This window comes from Sedimenticola selenatireducens DSM 17993 (assembly GCF_000428045.1).
In the GTDB taxonomy this organism is placed as follows: Bacteria; Pseudomonadota; Gammaproteobacteria; order Chromatiales; family Chromatiaceae; genus Sedimenticola; species Sedimenticola selenatireducens.
In genome coordinates this window covers 202,774-219,051 of record NZ_ATZE01000002.1, presented here as the reverse complement: position 1 = coordinate 219,051, position 16,278 = coordinate 202,774, and the positions used below count along the sequence as shown (strand labels likewise).

The following is a 16,278-nucleotide window of genomic DNA, read 5'->3' as shown; positions in this document are numbered from 1 at the left end:
CGATGTGTAGCAACCCCATGTATCCGTTAAACTGCCTGGGCCACATCGCAATGCCCCGGAGGCGATTATCGATGCCGGTCACCTTGACTAAATCACAACTAACCGGAGTTTAAAGCATGCCTGAGGGGCCGGAAATCCGCCGCGCCGCGGACCAAGTAGAAGCGGCATTGAAAGCACGCCCCCTGGTCCAGGTACATTTTGGCCTGGATCATCTGAAGTCGCGGGGAGCGGCACTCATTGGTAGCCGGGTGTCCCGGGTCGATACGGTTGGTAAGGCAATGCTCACGCGATTTGATAACCAGCTGACCCTCTACACCCATAACCAGCTCTATGGCCGCTGGACCACCGGGCCGGCCGATCTGCAACCGGATACCAGGCGGCAATTGCGTGTGGCACTGGTCACAGACAGTTCAGCCGCTCACCTTTACAGCGCATCCACTATTGAGTTGTTGAATGACACACAGCTCCGAAAGCATCCTTTTCTGAGCAGACTGGGACCGGACATTCTGCACCCGGCAACGGACAAATCCTGTCTGATGGATCGACTGATGCAACCCGCCTTTCGCAACAGGCGTCTCGGCCACCTGCTCACCGATCAAACCTTTGTCGCCGGACTGGGCAACTACCTGCGCTGTGAGATCCTGTTCTTGAGCGGTCTGCACCCGACCCTGCGCCCCATTGACTGTAGCGGCGAGCAGCTGGCATCACTCACCCATGCACTGATTGAGCTGCCCAGACAGTCCTATCGCACCGGTGGCATTACCAACGATCCGGCCACGGCAGACCGCCTGATGTCATCCGGTGCCTCATTTGAGCAGGCCCGGTTTTATCTCTTCAGACGCGAAGGCCTGCCCTGTTACCGCTGCGGTCATCCGATCGAAAAAACCCCGAACGCGGGGCAGCCATGCTATTACTGCAGCCGATGCCAGCCAACGGCGGCCGGATAAAACAGATCCCGGCTTTATATATGACCCGTTCGGTCGATGGGTGTATAAGAGTGCAAAAGGCGAGGGATCATGCTACCAATCATTATCGACATTGAAGCCTCGGGATTCGGACGCGACAGCTACCCGATCGAGGTGGGCGTGATTCTCCCTGACCGACAATGTTTCTGTCGCATCATCAAACCGGCGGCGCACTGGACCTTCTGGGACAAAAGCGCCGAAGCGGTGCACGGCATCTCCAGACAACTGCTGCTGGATAAAGGAAAGCCGCCCGAGCAGGTAGCCGACGAACTCAACCGGTTGCTCAAGGGCAGAAGGATCTACACCGATGCCTGGAGTCACGATATCTCCTGGATCGGCAAACTGTATGACCTGACCGGGATACCGCAACTCTTTACCCTGGACAGTCTGCGCAGTCTGATCAGCGAACAGCAGGTGCTGCTCTGGCAGCCGACCAAGGCGCAGGTGATTGCCGAGATGAAACTGGCCCGCCATCGCGCCAGCACCGATGCGATGATTCTGCAGGAGACCTTCCGGCGAACCCATGAGCGCTGTGCTGATACGGACCATGCGGTATATGCCCTGGATACAAACCCGGACGCAGGCACTCGATTGAGATGAAACTTTCCGACCTGCTTCAGGCCTTGGCGGTGGTCATCATCTGGGGATTTAATTTTGTGGTGATCAAGGTCGCAGTCACCGAAATACCGCCCCTTGCCCTTACCGCGCTCCGCTTTGCCTGGGTGGCCCTGCTGATCGCGCCTTTTTTCCGCCCGACCCGCGCCCAGTTCGGCAGCATTGCCGCTCTCGCCCTGGTGTTGGGCTTTGGCCACTTCGGTATGCTGTTTATCGGCCTGCGCGGCGCCGATGCGGCTACCACCGCACTGATGATCCAGCTCGGTATCCCGTTCAGCGTCATTCTCTCGACGCTGCTGTTTGCCGACAGCCTGGGCAAGGTACGCATACTCGGCATGGCGATGGCCTTTTCGGGTGCCGCCCTGCTGGCAGGTGAACCCGAGGGCGGCACGCCTCTGGCACTACTCTCACTGCTGGTTTCGGCATTCTGCTGGGCCTGGGCCAATGTGCTGATCAAGCGGCGCAGCGACATCCACCCCCTGACCATCATTGGCTGGATGAGCCTGCTGGCGATGCCCATTCTGATTGTCGCCTCCGCGCTTTTCGAGTCCGGGCAGTTGACCGCCATCCAGACTGCCAGCGGGAATGCCTGGGCCGCACTCGGTTATATCGTTATCGGCTCATCCATCATCGCCTACTACCTCTGGTATCGCCTAATCGCCCGCCTGAGCATTAACCAGGTGGTCCCCTTCTCGCTGCTGGCACCACTGCTCGGCGTGGCCGCCGGCATCCTGATTCTTGATGAGGCGTTCACGCTGTACAAGGCTATCGGCGGCACAATGACTATTGCCGGGGTCGCGCTGATTGAAATACGCCAGGCCAGGCTGCGCAAACTCAAGGTGCTGGCACCTGATATCTGATCACATGCAACAGCGCAACCCGAGTCACAGATCGCGGTCGTGAAAACCTTATACTGGCGCCTCCTTTCATCTATTGTGTTCAATATGTTGCGGATAGCAAAACAGCCGATGCCGGCCCTTGCGGTAACCCTCGCCCTGCTGCTCGGCTCCGCAGAGGCGGTGGCGGGAAGTCCGGTGACGGCCGAACCGGCGGCAAAATCCTACTTCGGCTCCCTGGCAAGCAAGGTTGCCCTGTCAGACAGACTGGAACGTTTCGACTTCGCCACCATCGCCCTGAACGAACTGATCAACGCCTACGATACCAGCTACCAGGAGAGCGCCCAGGAGCAGCACGATAAACCGAAGGCACAACTGAAACTGGCCCGCTGGCGCAGAGAGTCAAAGATCTTCGTTGACCAGCTCAAGTCACAGTTTGCCGGCATCAGCGACCAAAGCCATATCGAGATTCAAGCCGACCAATCCGGAGCAATTATCCTGTTTATCGACAATACGCCGGTTGTCATCAGTGGACCTGAAATCGGCAAGGCTGGTCAGATGGAGCAGCGGATTATTGACCGCTTCTGCAAGCTGCACGACTGTACGCGCTACCACAACACCCCACCCTCACCCTTGACTAGCGAAGTCCGGAAGGTCCGGGGTGGCTGGCATATCCAAAACCGGCAGGGGGCAACTTATGAAACCGACGACGGGCTGATTTTTGTTTTCCGCACACTGGAAAACCGGGCGGAAAAACAGGCGCGTTGTGAGGCCATCGCCCATGATCTGCGCATGCTGGTCGCAGCCCTTCAGAACGCACAACGAGCCGGTTATGCAATTGACTGGACACTGCTAACCGTTGCCACGCTGCACGATGGCACCACCGAGCACATTGCCATCAACAGCGCAGGGGACTATCTGAATATGGATCTCAGCTTTTTTGGCAGTCACCGGAGGTTGAATCAACCGTTTCTCGGCTGGGCGGAGAAACGGGCAGCGGGCAAGCCCGCCTCCATAGTCATCACGGACGCAGAGCAGCTGGTCCGGTAAACCAACATGCATCGCGCCGGACTCAACCATCATTGAACAAGTTGCGCCGAAGTGACCGGGCCATGTCGGAAAGCTGCGACTCGGCAGACCGCCTGTCCATGATCCCCGGCCACTCCAGGTGAGCCAAGTGAAACGCGCTCTCCCTGCTCTCGACATCCACCAGTCTCAAGATGACTATTGATTCACCCTCCAGAGAGTCGCTGTTTATCAGGGACAGGGAAAAGCCGACAAACCAGGCGGCCGTCTGCGCCACCAGCGCGAGACGCTGATCTCCCTGAAATGGCGGATGGTGCGAGAATTCGGTAATCAGCGCGCTTAACTGTTCTGCCAGAGAGAGCAGATCCTCTCCCTCCGAGCGTCGGACACTGCGGGCGATTGCATCCAGGCTGGTTTGTTCGATTCCGGCGTAAAGCAGCAGCCGGGTATGGTCATCATAGATATAGATTGCAGTCCCCCTGTCAGCACCCTCACCAAGCCAGGTAGGCACCCATCCCTTGTCTTGAAGTTGCCGGCCATGATCCTTTCGCGCCTTGTACTTGGAGAAATCAGCGACATTGCCCATTGCTGCACCTCAGGTGACCGCATCATTACTTAAAAGGTAGTTTAACTACCCCGCAGTAACAAGTTTCTCCCCGGGACAAATCGGCCGGTCCGGGAGCCGATTATGCAACAGGCGAACGCCCTACTCCTTCAGCAGTTGCGCCAACACCATCCCATCCTGAATATTCAGCGAGTGAGTACTGCTAACCACCGTCACCTTCGACCGGCCCTGCAGCGCCTGAACCCGATTCATATCCTGACTGAACACCGGCACCAGCTCATCACCCATTCCAACCGGTCCGGGACGCACAATGGAGTGATAGGCGATCTGCGGATGTGGCTGGCTGTTCAGCCAGAACAGCAGGCTGCCGGGCTGCGCCGGTACCAGGTCGATCAGCGCCCCGCGGGATTCACGCAACACTCGGGTCTTGCCACCGGTGAAGAAGTTCTGTACCAGGCAGAATGGATACGGTACGTCGGTACTCTCCAGCGCCTGCACCGCCCGTCCAGTGCCGAGATGGGGAGAGGCGATGGTGATCAACGCCTTCGCATGAGGCACGCCACCCCGGACCAGCACGATACGGGCAACAATACCACCGGCGGAATGAGCCACCAGGGTGATCGGCTCATCCGGGTGCAGTTGGGCTACCTGATGCAACATCGCCTGCAGTTGATCTGCCTGTACCATCATCGGTGCCAGCGAGGGCAGTTCCACCTGGTAGAGACTGTTTTCACCTGAGTCTCCCAGTACCGGGATCAGCTCAACCCCGTAGGGATCGGTGCGCAGAACACCGGCCCGCTTCCAGCCATCGGCCACCAGCACGGCATTGACGCCGCTGCTCTCCCAGGAGCTGGCGCTGCCCAGATAACCGTGCACCAGCACCGCCACATCGGCCTGCAACGGCGCGCTGCCAGAGAGTAGCGCCCCGACCACAAGCAACCGTTTCAACAGTTTCATACCTGCCTCCTTCAAATTCGGCCACTCAGGCCATCGACTGGTAATAGATATTCTGTGGATGTTTCGCCTCGGCGAAGAAATACCAGCGCTCGGCAATCAGTCCCAGATACTGCAGCGCGAAGGCCGCGATCGGTAGCGAGGGTGATTCCAGCGCATAGGCCGTGGCGATCAGCACCACCGGAATGGGGAACACCGCCAGCAGAAAGAACCAGCGGATCAGCCGCAGCGCCCCGGCTGTGCGGCCGTGGAAAAACTCCCTGGTATTGAATGCGCCACCCATGAATCCCTGACTTAGCTGTTTCATATTGGGATGGCGCACGCCAATGGCCGTGGTCAAACCATACTTGTCACGCAAGGCACGGTTTCTGGCCAGGGAAGTACCCCGCGAGACTGCCCCGAGCAGGGTAAAGATCACTGCCCAGATGCCAAACAGGGAGACCAGGTCAAAACTGACATAAGCGGAGAATGCTGCCGCGAACATGAAGCCGGAGGCCAGGCCCAGCAGGGTATAATTGAGTACCGTCAATGGCGTATACCACTCCTTGAGGAACTTTAGGCTGGCATAGATCATGGCCGTGCAGATGAACAGCGCAAAGGCCATCATGCTGGCCAGCAGGCCAATGATCAGGGTCAGATCTATCGGCAGGGTATCCGCCACCATGAACAGCGGCTGGGTCAAACCGAAGAAGTGTGCCACGCCGTACAGGAACACCAGCAGCATGAACAGCGGCAGCACAATTACCTCACGGGAGAGCCAGGAGGTGCGCCACATGGTAACCGCACGCCAGGCCCGCTCCGGACGACCCAGGTGAAACACCGACGCGATCAATCCCAGCACCAGAAACAGCAGGGCAATGAGACTGCCGACCGCGTAGAATCCCAGGCTCTCCTGCACCGGAATCAGGTTGGCCAGGGCATACACCTGGCCGGTGAACAGGGCCAGAAACAGTCCCTGACCGATACCGATCAGGGTGGTGAGAAAAATTACTGAAAATGCCGGATGCATCGAATGTTCCTATTGCCGAAATTGCTTTTCTATCGACCCGCAAACCGTAGGTTGGGGTGAGCCTGCGAACCCCAACATGGCATTGAGCGGAGCCTTCGTCCGTTGGGGTTCGCTCCACTCACCCCAACCTACGTGTTACACAGCAACCCTACCAGGCCACATCGTCCAGGGTGTCGCCCTGCTCGATCGGCATCTCAACCTCTTCCTTGCGCAACGGGTTGTCCGCACGAATCAGCTCATCCTCATGAATCTGCATCTGGCTGCGACGGCGCGGCAGGTAGTGATTGGCCGGCTGGGTGCCCCACTCCGGCTGCAGCTGGTAGCCACCCTGTTCGCGGATCGCCACCGAGGCGACCGAGTTGGGGTCATGGATGTCACCGAAAATGCGCGCCGAGGTGGGACAGGCCAGTACGCAGGCCGGCTTGCGCTCGGCCTCGGGCAGGCTCTCATCGGTCACCCGGTCGACACAGAGGGTGCACTTCTTCATCACCTTGTTCTGGGCGTCGATCTCGCGGGCGCCGTAGGGACAGGCCCAGGAGCAGTACTTGCAGCCGATGCACTTGTCGTAATCCACCAGCACGATGCCGTTGTCCGCGCGCTTGTAGCTGGCCCCGGTGGGACAGACCGGCACACAGGGCGGGTCCTCGCAGTGCAGACAGGATTTGGGGAAGTGGACTGTTTCGGTATGGGGAAAACAGCCCACCTCGTAGGTCTGCACCCGGTTGAAAAACACGCCGCTCGGATCGGCCCCGTAGGGATTCTCGTCCGGCATCGGGCCGGCCCAGCCGGAGCTGTTCCACTCCTTGCAACTGGTGACACAGGCGTGGCAGCCGACGCAGACGTTCAGATCAATAACCAGTGCCAGTTGGGTCATACCTTGCTCCGCTTCTTCCTGCTCAGGTTCCTGCCCAGCTTGCCGGCGAAGAATGACAGCCAGCGTCCGCGCCGGATAGTCTGCCCCGGCAGGGGTTTCATGGTGCTGAACTGGGGAGCGGTCTGTGCCGGCTCACCCGGTTCCGCCTTGTAGATTTTCACCCGCACATCGAACCAGGCTGCCTGACCGGTGACCGGATCGGAGTTTGACAGATGCTCGCCCGACTCGCAGGGCGGCAGCTCCTCCGGGATCAGGTGATTCAGCAGGAAACCCTTCTGGGATTCATTGGCCTTGGGCGACAGGCCCCAGGCCCCCGCCGCCTTGCCGATGGCGTTCCAGGTCCAGACCGTGCCGGGCTCCACCGCCTCCGAGTAACGGCACATGCAGCGCACCTTGCCGGTGGGTGACTCGACCCAGATCCAGTCACCGTCATCGATCCCCTTGGCATGGGCCAGGGCCGGATTGACGAACAGGTAGTTGTGGGTATGGATCTGCCGCAGCCAGGCGTTCTGGGAGTCCCAGGAGTGATACATCGCCATCGGCCGCTGGGTCAGGGCATTAAGCGGATACTCATGGGTGTCCACCAGCCGTGACAGCAACGGTTCGCTGTAGAACGGCAGCGGATCAAAGTGCATTTCGACACGCTTGCGCAGCCGCTCCGGCGGCTTCCTTCCACTGCCCTTGCCCTGGGCGGCAAGTCGGAATTTCTGCAACACCTCGGAGTAGAGGTGAATGGTGATCGGCTCGGCGTAACGGATCATGCCGTGGTTGCGCGCCCAGTGCAGGTAGCCCTTGTTCCAGTTGCGCATGTACTGGTAGGACTTGGGCAACTTGTAGTGGTAGTAGCAGTCGTTCTTCTGGTACATCTCCCACTGGCGCGGGTTGGGCTCGCCCTTGAGAAACTTCTCGCCGCCCTTGCCGCGCCAGCCGGCCAGAAAGCCGATGCCGGAGCCGGGCGAGGTTTCGTAGTTGGTGATGAAGTCCGGGTAATCGCGGTACTTGCGCTCGCCCTTCTCGTTGATGAAGGCGGGTAGCTTCAAGCGGCTGCCCAGCTCCACCAGCACCTCCTGGAACGGCTTGCACTGGCCGGTCGGCGGCACCACCGGGATACGCACCGAGTCCACCGGTCCCTCGAACTCGGAGATCGGCCGGTCCAGCATGGAGAGGGCGTCATAGCGCTCCAGGTAGGTGGTATCCGGCAGCACCAGATCGGCGAAGGCCACCGTTTCCGACTGAAAGGCGTCACAGACGATCAGGAACGGGATCTTGTACTCGCCCGACTCATCCTTGTCGGTGAGCATGTGGCGGATCTGCTCGGTGTTCATGGAGGAGTTCCAGGCCATGTTGGCCATGAACAGCAGCATGGTGTCGATGGGATAGGGATCGCCGCGCCAGGCGTTGGTGATGGCGTTGTGCATCAGGCCGTGCACCGACAGCGGATACTCCCAGGAGAATGCCTTGTCCAGGCGCACCGCCTCGCCCTGCTCATCAACGAACAGGTCTTCAGGCTTCGACGGCCAGCCCAGCGGCATGCCATCCAGCGGCGTGTTGGGCTTGACCCCGTCCGGGCTGTTGGGCGGCTTGGGACAGGGCGGAATCGGCCGCGGGAACGGCGCCTTGTGGCGAAAACCGCCGGGCCGGTCGATGGTCCCCAGCAGGGTCATCAGGATGCTCAGGGCACGGATCGACTGGAAACCGTTGGAGTGGGCGGCAATGCCGCGCATGGCATGGAAGGCCACCGGGTTACCGGTGATCGATTCGTGTTCGTTCTCCCAACTGTCGGTCCACTGGATCGGCAGCTCGATCTTCTGATCCCGCGCCGTGACACCCATCTCATGGGCCAGTCGGCGGATGGTATCGGCCGGTATCCCGGTGATCCCCTCGGCCCACTCCGGGGTGTACTCCTCCAGCCGATCCTTAAGCAATTGAAAGGCCGGTTTTACCCGGGTGCCGTCTTCCAGGCGGAACTCCCCCAGCAGGCGGGGTTCGGTCCCCGGGGTGTGGGTGGAGATCTCCCGATCCAGGTCCCGATCCCACCAGAGCTTGTTCTCCGGATCGAAACAGCCCTCCTCCACGTGCATCTCGAAGCGCTTGAACAGGCCGTGATCATCGCGTCGGGGATCGTCCACCACCAGTTCGGCGGCATTGGAGTACTGGGTCAGGAACTCCCGGTCAAACAGTCCCTGCTTGATCAGCTCATGGTTGATCGCCAGGATCAATGCCCCGTCGGTACCCGGCTTGATCGGCACCCACTCGTCGGCAATGGCCGAGTAGCCGGAGCGGATCGGATTGATGGAGATGAAGCGGCCACCGCGCCGTTTGAATTTCGAGATGTGGATCTTCAGCGGGTTGGAGTCGTGATCCTCGGCGGTGCCGATCATCACGAACAGCTTGGCCCGGTCCAGATCCGGACCGCCGAACTCCCAGAACGAGCCGCCGATGGTGTAGATCATCCCGGCCGCCATGTTGACCGAGCAGAAACCGCCATGGGCGGCATAGTTGGGCGTGCCGAACTGCTTGGCGAACAGACCGGTCAGCGCCTGCATCTGGTCGCGTCCGGTGAACAGGGCAAACTTTTTCGGGTCCTCGGCGCGAATCCGGGCCAGCCGTTCGCTGACCATCTCGAACGCCTGCTCCCAGGAGATCTCCTCAAATTCCGAACCGCCCCGCTCCGCGCCCGGTTTGCGCAACAGGGGTTTGGTGATACGGGCCGGCGAGTACTGCTTCATGATCCCGGAGGAGCCCTTGGCGCAGATCACCCCCTGGTTATGGGGATGCTTGGGATTGCCCTCGATGTGGCGGATCTCGCCATCACGCAGGGTCACCCGGATACCGCAACGGCAGGCACACATGTAGCAGGTGGTGGTCTTGACCTCCACACGGCCCAGATCGTTGTCGGATTGGGTGGTTGGATCTTGCATGGGCGCTGTCCCGGATCAGTGAATGATAAAAATCATTAATTAATCCTATTCTAATATTCCATTGGTTGCCACCGCAACTGCAGTGCTGTTTATGACAACATGGAGTGAGTGAATGGGATAAAAGGGTTTACCCTACCTTACAAATCACCAACTTATGGTTTTTTATCTGGTCGTTATTAGCGGAATGATTTGGAGATGGCACATTGTACTCCACATGGACCACCATGCGATTACCGACCTCCTCTAGGGCCAATTCCCCCCTGCGGGGGCCCGCTGACGTCGGCCTTTCCAGCCAGGTTTTTCAAGGAATCCCAACGAGAACATTCAGCGTGGTCAGAAACCACGCCCGAAGAATTCGGTAACCGTTAGAGCCTACGGATCTTGATGATCATTCCTGGTGCTTTTCAGCATATGCCGGGTAAGTATAAACAGGAGTGATGACTCGTACAGGGCTGCCAGCACTATGACGCCTACGGTTATCCATACCGTCAGCAGGAGGGATATCATGCCAAAATTAAGCAGCAGATAGAGGGGGGAAAGAATCACCAGAGAAGTCGCCAGTGACACCCAGAGCATGTGATAGCTGTAGGGTAATCTGCTATTCCTTAGCGGGAGGGTTTTCATATAATCAGTACCTTTACTGGCTGACCAGAAACGACTGCTTATACAACTCTCCTAACCTATAGAGCCTGCCCGCTGACAGGGCAAGCCATTTCCACAAAAAATACCACAGAATTTTTTGATATCGGCCGCTGTAGTAATCAGGCACGGTATGGGCCATCAATTTAATTGATCGTTTACCCGGCAATAAAAACAGGCAGCGGACAGCTACCTGCAAACTACTCTGGCCAAGCTGAACCGCCAACATCTGGCCGACCAAAGCCATTTCTCTTGTTTTAAAAAGGCACTCCAGGCCCGCGCCAATCCGGACCTGCCGGCACGGCGCGCGCGATCGCTTCACCGGCAGAACCCCAGCCCTCACAGCGGGCGGCTCCCGGACGTCCGCGCCACACGTTCAGCCAACCCTTGCAGAAGGCGTAGAAGTGGAAAAAGCGCAGTGTCCAGCGTCGCTGACTGGTACGTAGCGGTTTGACGCTGCAGATCAACTTATCGTCATACATAAAACGCTCTGACAACCCAATTGCCCCCCAGGCCCGCACCTTCACCCGTGAACCCAGCGGCAGGCGCGGACCCAGCACCACCGCATCCAGCAAGTCTCCCTCACCGCCGATATAGGCCGGTACACAACCGTAGTTAAAGGGGCACGGGAATGGCGAAACAAAGTCGACATGGCCGGTGCTGCCGCGCTTGAGAAAACTGCCACGCGGGATCTCTATCACCACCTCCACTTCGGGTGGGTCAGACTGTCGATCTTCAAGTGTTGTCATACCCTGAGGATAGCGGAATTCCATTTCCGATTATGTTATGTCGTTGAATTTGCGAGACAGGGTCTGGTTAATGTAAGGCTGCTCAGGGCATGAAGCGGGTGCTCGTCTTGTGGCTGTTCAACAAGGTTATCGGCTGATAGACCCAAGAACATTAAGGAATGAGCTTCTATGGCGGGATGCCGCACTCTAAAATCATCCCTAAACGTAGAACATGGATAGAGCAATGTGTCGGAATCGACACTATATTCTACAGCTGTATATTGTACCGAATGTGCGGGCTGTATAAACAGCGTTAACTTTCAAAACAAGGAACTACCATGAGTACATACCCAAGAACGTTCTCACACATCGGAATTTCTGTTCCTGATGTAGAAAAAGCGGTCAAATTTTACAGTGAAGTCATGGGCTGGTATCACATAATGGAGCCCACCGTCATTACCGAAGAATCAGCTACACCAATAGGCCAAATGTGTATTGATGTTTTTGGCAAGGGCTGGGGATCCTTTAAGATCGCTCACATGTCGACTGGTGACAAAATCGGTGTAGAAATGTTCGAGTTTAAAAACAATGAAACTCCGAAGGATTTTGAATACTGGAAAACGAGCACCTTTCACTTTTGCGTTCAGGACCCGGATATTGAAGGGCTGGTAGAAAAAATCGTGGCGCACGGTGGGAAGCAGCGAATGCCTATCCGTGAATATTACCCTGGAGAGAAGCCCTACAAGATGTGCTACGTCGAAGATCCATTCGGCCTCATCTTCGAAGTTTATTCGCATAGCTATGAGTTAACCTATTCACAGGGTGCGTACTAGGGCCTGTTAACACTAAATGAGGTAAAATATGCCGATGAAAATCACATCGGCGCATTTCAAAATCATCGAAAATTTGCTTCCCGTTCAACGGGGTAACGTAAAAATATCAAATTTACAGGTCTTAAACGCCATTTTGTACGTCGCTGAACAGGGCTGCAAGTGGCGAGGGTTACCCAAGAAATTCGGCAATTGGCACAGTATTTACACCCGAGCCAACCGTTGGGCGAAAAATGGCGTGCTGGATCGCGTATTTGCGGCGTTGCAAGAGAATGATTTTATCAATATTCAGGTAGATCACGTTTCCCTCGATAGCACTGCGGTAAAAGTTCATCCCGATGGCACTGGAGCGTTAAAAAAAACGGTGAACAATCTATCGGTAAATCGCGAGCCGGATGGACAACCAAAATTCATATGGTTGCAGCTGGTGCACAAACGGCCGTGACATTTTCTTTGTCACCTGGAAATGCCGGTGATGCCCCTGAAGGTAGAAAGTTGCTAAAAACGCTGGAAAACCAGGGCTGGAAAGGCACACATGTGATTATGGATAAAGCCTACGAAGGGGATGAAACACAACAGTTGGTACTGGAGCTCGAAATGGTTCCGGTTGTGCCTCCCAAGAGCAACCGTCTTACAAAATGGGAGTATGACAAAGAGCTGTACAAGAAACGCAATGAAGTCGAGCGGTTATTTCGCCGCTTGAAAGGCTTTCGCCGAATCTTCTCAAGATTCGATAAACTGGATGTTGTTTTCATGTTCTTCATCCATTTCGCACTTATCACAGACGCGTTGATTAGTGTTAACAGGCCCTAGAAAGTTATCAAACGCAACCAATTGGGGTCACAACCAATTGGGGTCAGATGAAAAACTCAATCTCGTAGATGTAGGTTCAGGTATTCTGCCGCTCTACTGGGTCAGACGCCAGCCGATAGATCGAATGCATATCGGGCACTCTTTCGCTATGAACTTAATGAGGAAGTTTAGACGGATATTCAGCGGAGCGCTAATCAGGGGATGGCACTTGGAAATGAGCGTTTTCAAAGAAGAGATCGAGAGATTGTCTGGTCGGCGCGTCGCTAATTTGAAGCGTGGTCCGAAAGGCAAGGCTAGTGCCGAATAGTTTTTCATCTGACCCCAAATTCTGCTAGGTTACCAGTCACCGATGGAGTTCGAGCAAACGTGCGCATAACCAGGGGGTGTCAACTTTTTCGTGGGAACTCCCCTCCTTTGGGTCGCCCGACGCTCCTATCGTCGCGCGGTTTATATGGGCGTTATGTGACCGAGTTACCAATGAAAAACAATGCCACCCCCTGAAGAAATTCTGAGTGTTCTTAAAGAAATTGCCAATGATTGGCAATTTCTTGCAATTCTCTGGCACATTTATTTTGCAGTTCTAGCCTCAGTTCTTGTATTAGGTATACGCCCCTCAATGCGCCTGGTTGGTTTGGGGTTAGTTCTGCCTCTAGTATCCGTGAGCGCTTTGGCGTGGGCATCTGGAAATCCTTTCAACGGCATTTTCTTCACTTTTTCCGGTGCGGCATTGTTATTTATCTCATTCCGGTTGCCACGAGATGACATTCAAATTGCACCTTTATGGGCTAAGGTGATAGGCGCAATTATGTTTACCTTTGGTTGGGTCTATCCTCATTTTCTCGAGACGGCGTCGTTCTTCCCTTACTTATACTCCGCTCCTACAGGACTTATTCCGTGTCCCACACTTTCGATGGTTATCGGTCCTTCCATTATTGTTGGCAGCTTTGGTGTTCGTGCATGGTCGATTGTCCTAGGACTTTCCGGAACTTTTTATGGCGTTTTTGGGGCTGCACACCTAAGTGTGTCTCTTGATTGGGTTTTACTTTTAGGTGCGCTAGCAGTCATTCTCACCGTTTCCAAAGACAAAAAGAGGGATCGGAAGCATGCAGCCATATAGAAGGCAATAACGTCCGCTTCTGGATGGTTTCAGCCCGTGACATTGGTTAACCGCAGCCGAAAACAGACGTAGGATTTGAATCATCTCAGCGATCAACCAAAACCCGCTACCAGATTCAACCCAGTCTATTACCACTAATCACCAATCAACCGAACACGAAACGAGCGCCCTTTCAATTTCCCCTCGGTCAGTTTTTTCAGGGCCGGTTTCACCGCACCACGACTCACTGCCACAAAGGCCCAGTTGTCCGCCACATTAATCTTGCCGACCTGCTGTCCGCTGATACCCCGCTCGCCGGTCAAGGCACCCAGAATATCACCCGGACGTATTTTCTGTTTTTTGCCACCATCAATCTGCAGCGTGGCCATGGCGGGCTTCATGGAGGGTCGATCCAGAAGCGTGAGGGGCGGCAACGGCTCGCTATCCAGAATCGGATCGATGCCGGCCTCCAGTTGCGCGACCCGGTAGCTCTCCCTGTCATCATACAAAGAACAAGCGATACCCTTGCTGCCGGCACGTCCGGTTCGACCAATCCGGTGCAGATGGCTCTCGGCATCATGAGCGATGTGATAGTTGATCACCGCGTCCAGCGCCTCGATATCCAGCCCCCGGGCCGCCACATCGGTGGCAACCAGGACCGAGATGCTTTTGTTGGCAAAGCGTATCAGTGTCTGATCCCGATCCCTCTGTTCCAGATCGCCGTGCAGCGCCAGGGCACTGAATCCAAAATCCATCAGCTGATCCGCCACAGCCTGGGTCTCTTTCTTGGTATTGCAGAACACCAGTGTCGACTCGGGATGAAACTGCAACAGCAGCAGACGCAGTGCGGTCAGACGCTGTTTGTTGTCAGTGACCTTGTAGAAGTGCTGTTCAATGCTAGCGCTATCGTGACTCGACTCCACTTGCACCATCACCGGCTGGGTCATGATGCGCCGGGCAATCGCCTGTATCTGATCGGGGAAGGTGGCACTGAACAGCAGTGTCTGTCGCTGCTTCGGTATCTGCTCAATAATCCGATCCAGCACCTCCTGAAAGCCCATATCCAGCATGCGATCGGCCTCATCCAGAATGAGCGTGCTCACATCCGCCAACTTCAGCGTCCCCCGGCCAAGGTGATCCTCGATACGCCCCGGGGTGCCGACGATAATGTGGGCACCGTGTTCCAGTGACCCCGCCTGGGGACCGAACGGCATGCCGCCGCACAGGGTCAGCACCTTGATATTATGGATACCCCGTCCCAGCCGGCGAATCTCCCCGGCCACCTGATCGGCCAGCTCCCGGGTCGGACAGAGCACCAGTGCCTGTACCCGGAACCTTTTTACATCCAGCCTCTGCAGCAGCCCCAGTCCAAACGCGGCGGTTTTCCCCGAGCCGGTCTTGCCCTGGGCGATCACATCCTGACCCGCCAGAATGGGCGGCAGGCTCCGGGTCTGTATCGGGGTCATTTCAGCATAGCCGAGGGTCGCCAGATTGTTCAGTAGCTCAGCGTGCAGATTCAGTGATGAGAAGCAGGTCGGGTTCACGTGGGTTGTCCTATCAAGGTATTGACTGTGTAAAGCATTCATCTGCTAACAGCGTACCCTCGGGACACGACTGGGAAATGTATGCGGTTTGTTCCGGCTGATGGGCCGCGTATATCATACGCCGGAATCGGCGCCAATCCTTGCAAATCCGCCCCCCGGTCTATTGTATGGACAAAAGAGTGCGGTCGGCACAGCCTGATCAACGCGACTCAGCGGGTTGATCTAAAAACCGGGACGGCACCAGGTGGCGTTCGCGCAAGAAAGGGTGGTAGTCCATCGCCGCCTTGATATTCTGGATCGCCAGCGCAGATCTTCCCTGACGCAGGCGGATGACTCCCCGCCCGGCCAGGGCGCCAAAATGACGCGGTTCCAGCTGCAGTGTCCGGGCGACATCGGCCAGGGCCTGTTCATAGTCATCCCGCAGAAAATGGATGGTGGCACGCTGGTTCCACGCCTCGGCGTACTCCGGATCTATCCCGGTCACCTGATCGAGCAGCGCGAGCGCCTTGGCATAATCCCCCCAGCGTCGCGCCTCCATTGCCTGCCGCATCAACCCATCAATCTCGGTATTGCCCGAGATCATCCACAATTTCCAGATCTCCTGTTCGATCCCGCGTGCAGTTACCTCATCTTGCGCCTGCTTCAGTTCGGCAAAGCGCTGATCCAGTAACGCATCACGCGCAGGCTCGGCGGCTACGGTACCGGCCAACAGCATGCTGACCCACAGCAATCTCAAGCTATGTAAAATCATCCGACTGCTCTCCAGTACAAAGTCCTACCCGATATTGTAGGTTACCGGTTTCAGGGGTTACTGAAGGACAGGTGATCACAGGGACTGGTCTTCTTCCATGCTCCGTCCTCAG

General features: G+C 56.7%; 17 protein-coding genes. 7 read left to right on the top strand and 10 right to left on the bottom strand.

Annotated elements, in window-relative coordinates:
- The first annotated feature begins 116 nt into the window (after positions 1–116).
- The 4 genes from nei to A3GO_RS0102770 all read left to right on the top strand — a co-directional run bounded on the left by nei (position 117) and on the right by A3GO_RS0102770 (position 3,466).
- The gene (nei, locus tag A3GO_RS0102785; protein ID WP_029132112.1) at positions 117–947 is read left to right on the top strand and encodes an endonuclease VIII; all 831 of its coding nucleotides are present in this window, start codon (positions 117–119) and stop codon (positions 945–947) included.
- Positions 948–1,016: 69 nt separating this feature from the next.
- Positions 1,017–1,565 (top strand): 3'-5' exonuclease, encoded by a 549-nt coding sequence (locus A3GO_RS22245; RefSeq protein WP_051301769.1) that lies wholly within the window; start codon positions 1,017–1,019, stop codon positions 1,563–1,565.
- Positions 1,562–2,440 carry a DMT family transporter gene (locus A3GO_RS0102775; protein ID WP_029132111.1) on the top strand — a complete coding sequence of 293 codons (879 nt, stop codon included), beginning with the start codon at positions 1,562–1,564 and terminating at the stop codon, positions 2,438–2,440. Before A3GO_RS22245 ends, A3GO_RS0102775 begins: the two co-directional genes overlap by 4 nt.
- A gap of 84 nt (positions 2,441–2,524) precedes the next feature.
- Complete coding sequence (locus A3GO_RS0102770) at positions 2,525–3,466, top strand: hypothetical protein (protein ID WP_029132110.1); 942 nt, start codon at positions 2,525–2,527, stop codon at positions 3,464–3,466.
- A gap of 22 nt (positions 3,467–3,488) precedes the next feature.
- Here the strand turns inward: A3GO_RS0102770 and A3GO_RS0102765 are convergent, their stop codons facing one another.
- From A3GO_RS0102765 to A3GO_RS0102730, 8 genes are all read right to left on the bottom strand, one after another.
- Complete coding sequence (locus tag A3GO_RS0102765; RefSeq protein ID WP_029132109.1) at positions 3,489–4,028, bottom strand: hypothetical protein; 540 nt, start codon at positions 4,026–4,028, stop codon at positions 3,489–3,491.
- Between the two features lie 120 nt (positions 4,029–4,148).
- The gene (locus tag A3GO_RS0102760) at positions 4,149–4,964 is read right to left on the bottom strand and encodes an esterase/lipase family protein (RefSeq protein WP_029132108.1); all 816 of its coding nucleotides are present in this window, start codon (positions 4,962–4,964) and stop codon (positions 4,149–4,151) included.
- A gap of 25 nt (positions 4,965–4,989) precedes the next feature.
- Positions 4,990–5,970 carry a dimethyl sulfoxide reductase anchor subunit family protein gene (locus tag A3GO_RS0102755; RefSeq protein WP_029132107.1) on the bottom strand — a complete coding sequence of 327 codons (981 nt, stop codon included), beginning with the start codon at positions 5,968–5,970 and terminating at the stop codon, positions 4,990–4,992.
- Positions 5,971–6,118: 148 nt separating this feature from the next.
- Positions 6,119–6,844, bottom strand: coding sequence for a 4Fe-4S dicluster domain-containing protein (locus A3GO_RS0102750; protein WP_029132106.1), 726 nt, complete (start codon positions 6,842–6,844; stop codon positions 6,119–6,121).
- Entirely contained in the window at positions 6,841–9,765 is a 2,925-nt protein-coding gene (gene soeA, locus A3GO_RS0102745) for a sulfite dehydrogenase subunit SoeA (RefSeq protein ID WP_029132105.1), read from the bottom strand. The genes A3GO_RS0102750 and soeA overlap by 4 nt, the downstream gene beginning before the upstream one ends.
- 372 nt (positions 9,766–10,137) lie before the next feature.
- A complete protein-coding gene (locus A3GO_RS0102740; RefSeq protein ID WP_157606689.1) occupies positions 10,138–10,389 on the bottom strand; it encodes a hypothetical protein in 252 nt (83 codons plus the stop codon).
- A gap of 13 nt (positions 10,390–10,402) precedes the next feature.
- Positions 10,403–10,651 carry a hypothetical protein gene (locus A3GO_RS0102735; RefSeq protein ID WP_029132103.1) on the bottom strand — a complete coding sequence of 83 codons (249 nt, stop codon included), beginning with the start codon at positions 10,649–10,651 and terminating at the stop codon, positions 10,403–10,405.
- A 10-nt stretch (positions 10,652–10,661) separates the two neighbouring features.
- Positions 10,662–11,153, bottom strand: a complete 492-nt coding sequence (locus A3GO_RS0102730; protein ID WP_029132102.1) for an inorganic diphosphatase — start codon at positions 11,151–11,153, stop codon at positions 10,662–10,664.
- Between the two features lie 317 nt (positions 11,154–11,470).
- On the opposite strand from A3GO_RS0102730, the gene A3GO_RS0102725 reads away from it, so the two are divergent.
- The 3 genes from A3GO_RS0102725 (at position 11,471) to A3GO_RS25995 (ending at position 13,892) form a co-directional block, all read left to right on the top strand.
- Positions 11,471–11,965 (top strand): lactoylglutathione lyase family protein, encoded by a 495-nt coding sequence (locus A3GO_RS0102725; protein WP_029132101.1) that lies wholly within the window; start codon positions 11,471–11,473, stop codon positions 11,963–11,965.
- 34 nt (positions 11,966–11,999) lie between these two features.
- Positions 12,000–12,775 (top strand): IS5 family transposase gene (locus tag A3GO_RS26000; protein ID WP_157606693.1). Its coding sequence is split into 2 segments (ribosomal slippage): positions 12,000–12,315 and positions 12,315–12,775, totalling 777 coding nucleotides; the frame shifts between segments, so codons are not numbered across the junction.
- A gap of 487 nt (positions 12,776–13,262) precedes the next feature.
- Entirely contained in the window at positions 13,263–13,892 is a 630-nt protein-coding gene (locus A3GO_RS25995; protein ID WP_157606688.1) for a hypothetical protein, read from the top strand.
- A gap of 134 nt (positions 13,893–14,026) precedes the next feature.
- Here the strand turns inward: A3GO_RS25995 and dbpA are convergent, their stop codons facing one another.
- Positions 14,027–15,415 carry an ATP-dependent RNA helicase DbpA gene (gene dbpA, locus A3GO_RS0102705; protein WP_029132097.1) on the bottom strand — a complete coding sequence of 463 codons (1,389 nt, stop codon included), beginning with the start codon at positions 15,413–15,415 and terminating at the stop codon, positions 14,027–14,029.
- A 199-nt stretch (positions 15,416–15,614) separates the two neighbouring features.
- Positions 15,615–16,166 (bottom strand): tetratricopeptide repeat protein, encoded by a 552-nt coding sequence (locus tag A3GO_RS22240; protein ID WP_051301768.1) that lies wholly within the window; start codon positions 16,164–16,166, stop codon positions 15,615–15,617.
- Positions 16,167–16,278: the final 112 nt, after the last annotated feature.

Bases quoted from the DNA above. Each gene is read 5' to 3' on its own strand.
- A3GO_RS0102765 (WP_029132109.1), bottom strand. From the start codon at position 4,028: ATGGGCAATGTCGCTGATTTCTCCAAGTACAAGGCGCGAAAGGATCAT.
- A3GO_RS0102730 (WP_029132102.1), bottom strand. From the start codon at position 11,153: ATGACAACACTTGAAGATCGACAGTCTGACCCACCCGAAGTGGAGGTG.
- nei (WP_029132112.1), top strand. From the start codon at position 117: ATGCCTGAGGGGCCGGAAATCCGCCGCGCCGCGGACCAAGTAGAAGCG.
- A3GO_RS0102755 (WP_029132107.1), bottom strand. From the start codon at position 5,970: ATGCATCCGGCATTTTCAGTAATTTTTCTCACCACCCTGATCGGTATC.
- A3GO_RS0102750 (WP_029132106.1), bottom strand. From the start codon at position 6,844: ATGACCCAACTGGCACTGGTTATTGATCTGAACGTCTGCGTCGGCTGC.
- A3GO_RS0102770 (WP_029132110.1), top strand. From the start codon at position 2,525: ATGTTGCGGATAGCAAAACAGCCGATGCCGGCCCTTGCGGTAACCCTC.
- A3GO_RS0102735 (WP_029132103.1), bottom strand. From the start codon at position 10,651: ATGGCTTTGGTCGGCCAGATGTTGGCGGTTCAGCTTGGCCAGAGTAGT.
- A3GO_RS22240 (WP_051301768.1), bottom strand. From the start codon at position 16,166: ATGATTTTACATAGCTTGAGATTGCTGTGGGTCAGCATGCTGTTGGCC.
- soeA (WP_029132105.1), bottom strand. From the start codon at position 9,765: ATGCAAGATCCAACCACCCAATCCGACAACGATCTGGGCCGTGTGGAG.
- A3GO_RS0102740 (WP_157606689.1), bottom strand. From the start codon at position 10,389: ATGAAAACCCTCCCGCTAAGGAATAGCAGATTACCCTACAGCTATCAC.
- A3GO_RS22245 (WP_051301769.1), top strand. From the start codon at position 1,017: ATGCTACCAATCATTATCGACATTGAAGCCTCGGGATTCGGACGCGAC.
- A3GO_RS25995 (WP_157606688.1), top strand. From the start codon at position 13,263: ATGCCACCCCCTGAAGAAATTCTGAGTGTTCTTAAAGAAATTGCCAAT.
- A3GO_RS0102775 (WP_029132111.1), top strand. From the start codon at position 1,562: ATGAAACTTTCCGACCTGCTTCAGGCCTTGGCGGTGGTCATCATCTGG.
- A3GO_RS0102725 (WP_029132101.1), top strand. From the start codon at position 11,471: ATGAGTACATACCCAAGAACGTTCTCACACATCGGAATTTCTGTTCCT.
- A3GO_RS0102760 (WP_029132108.1), bottom strand. From the start codon at position 4,964: ATGAAACTGTTGAAACGGTTGCTTGTGGTCGGGGCGCTACTCTCTGGC.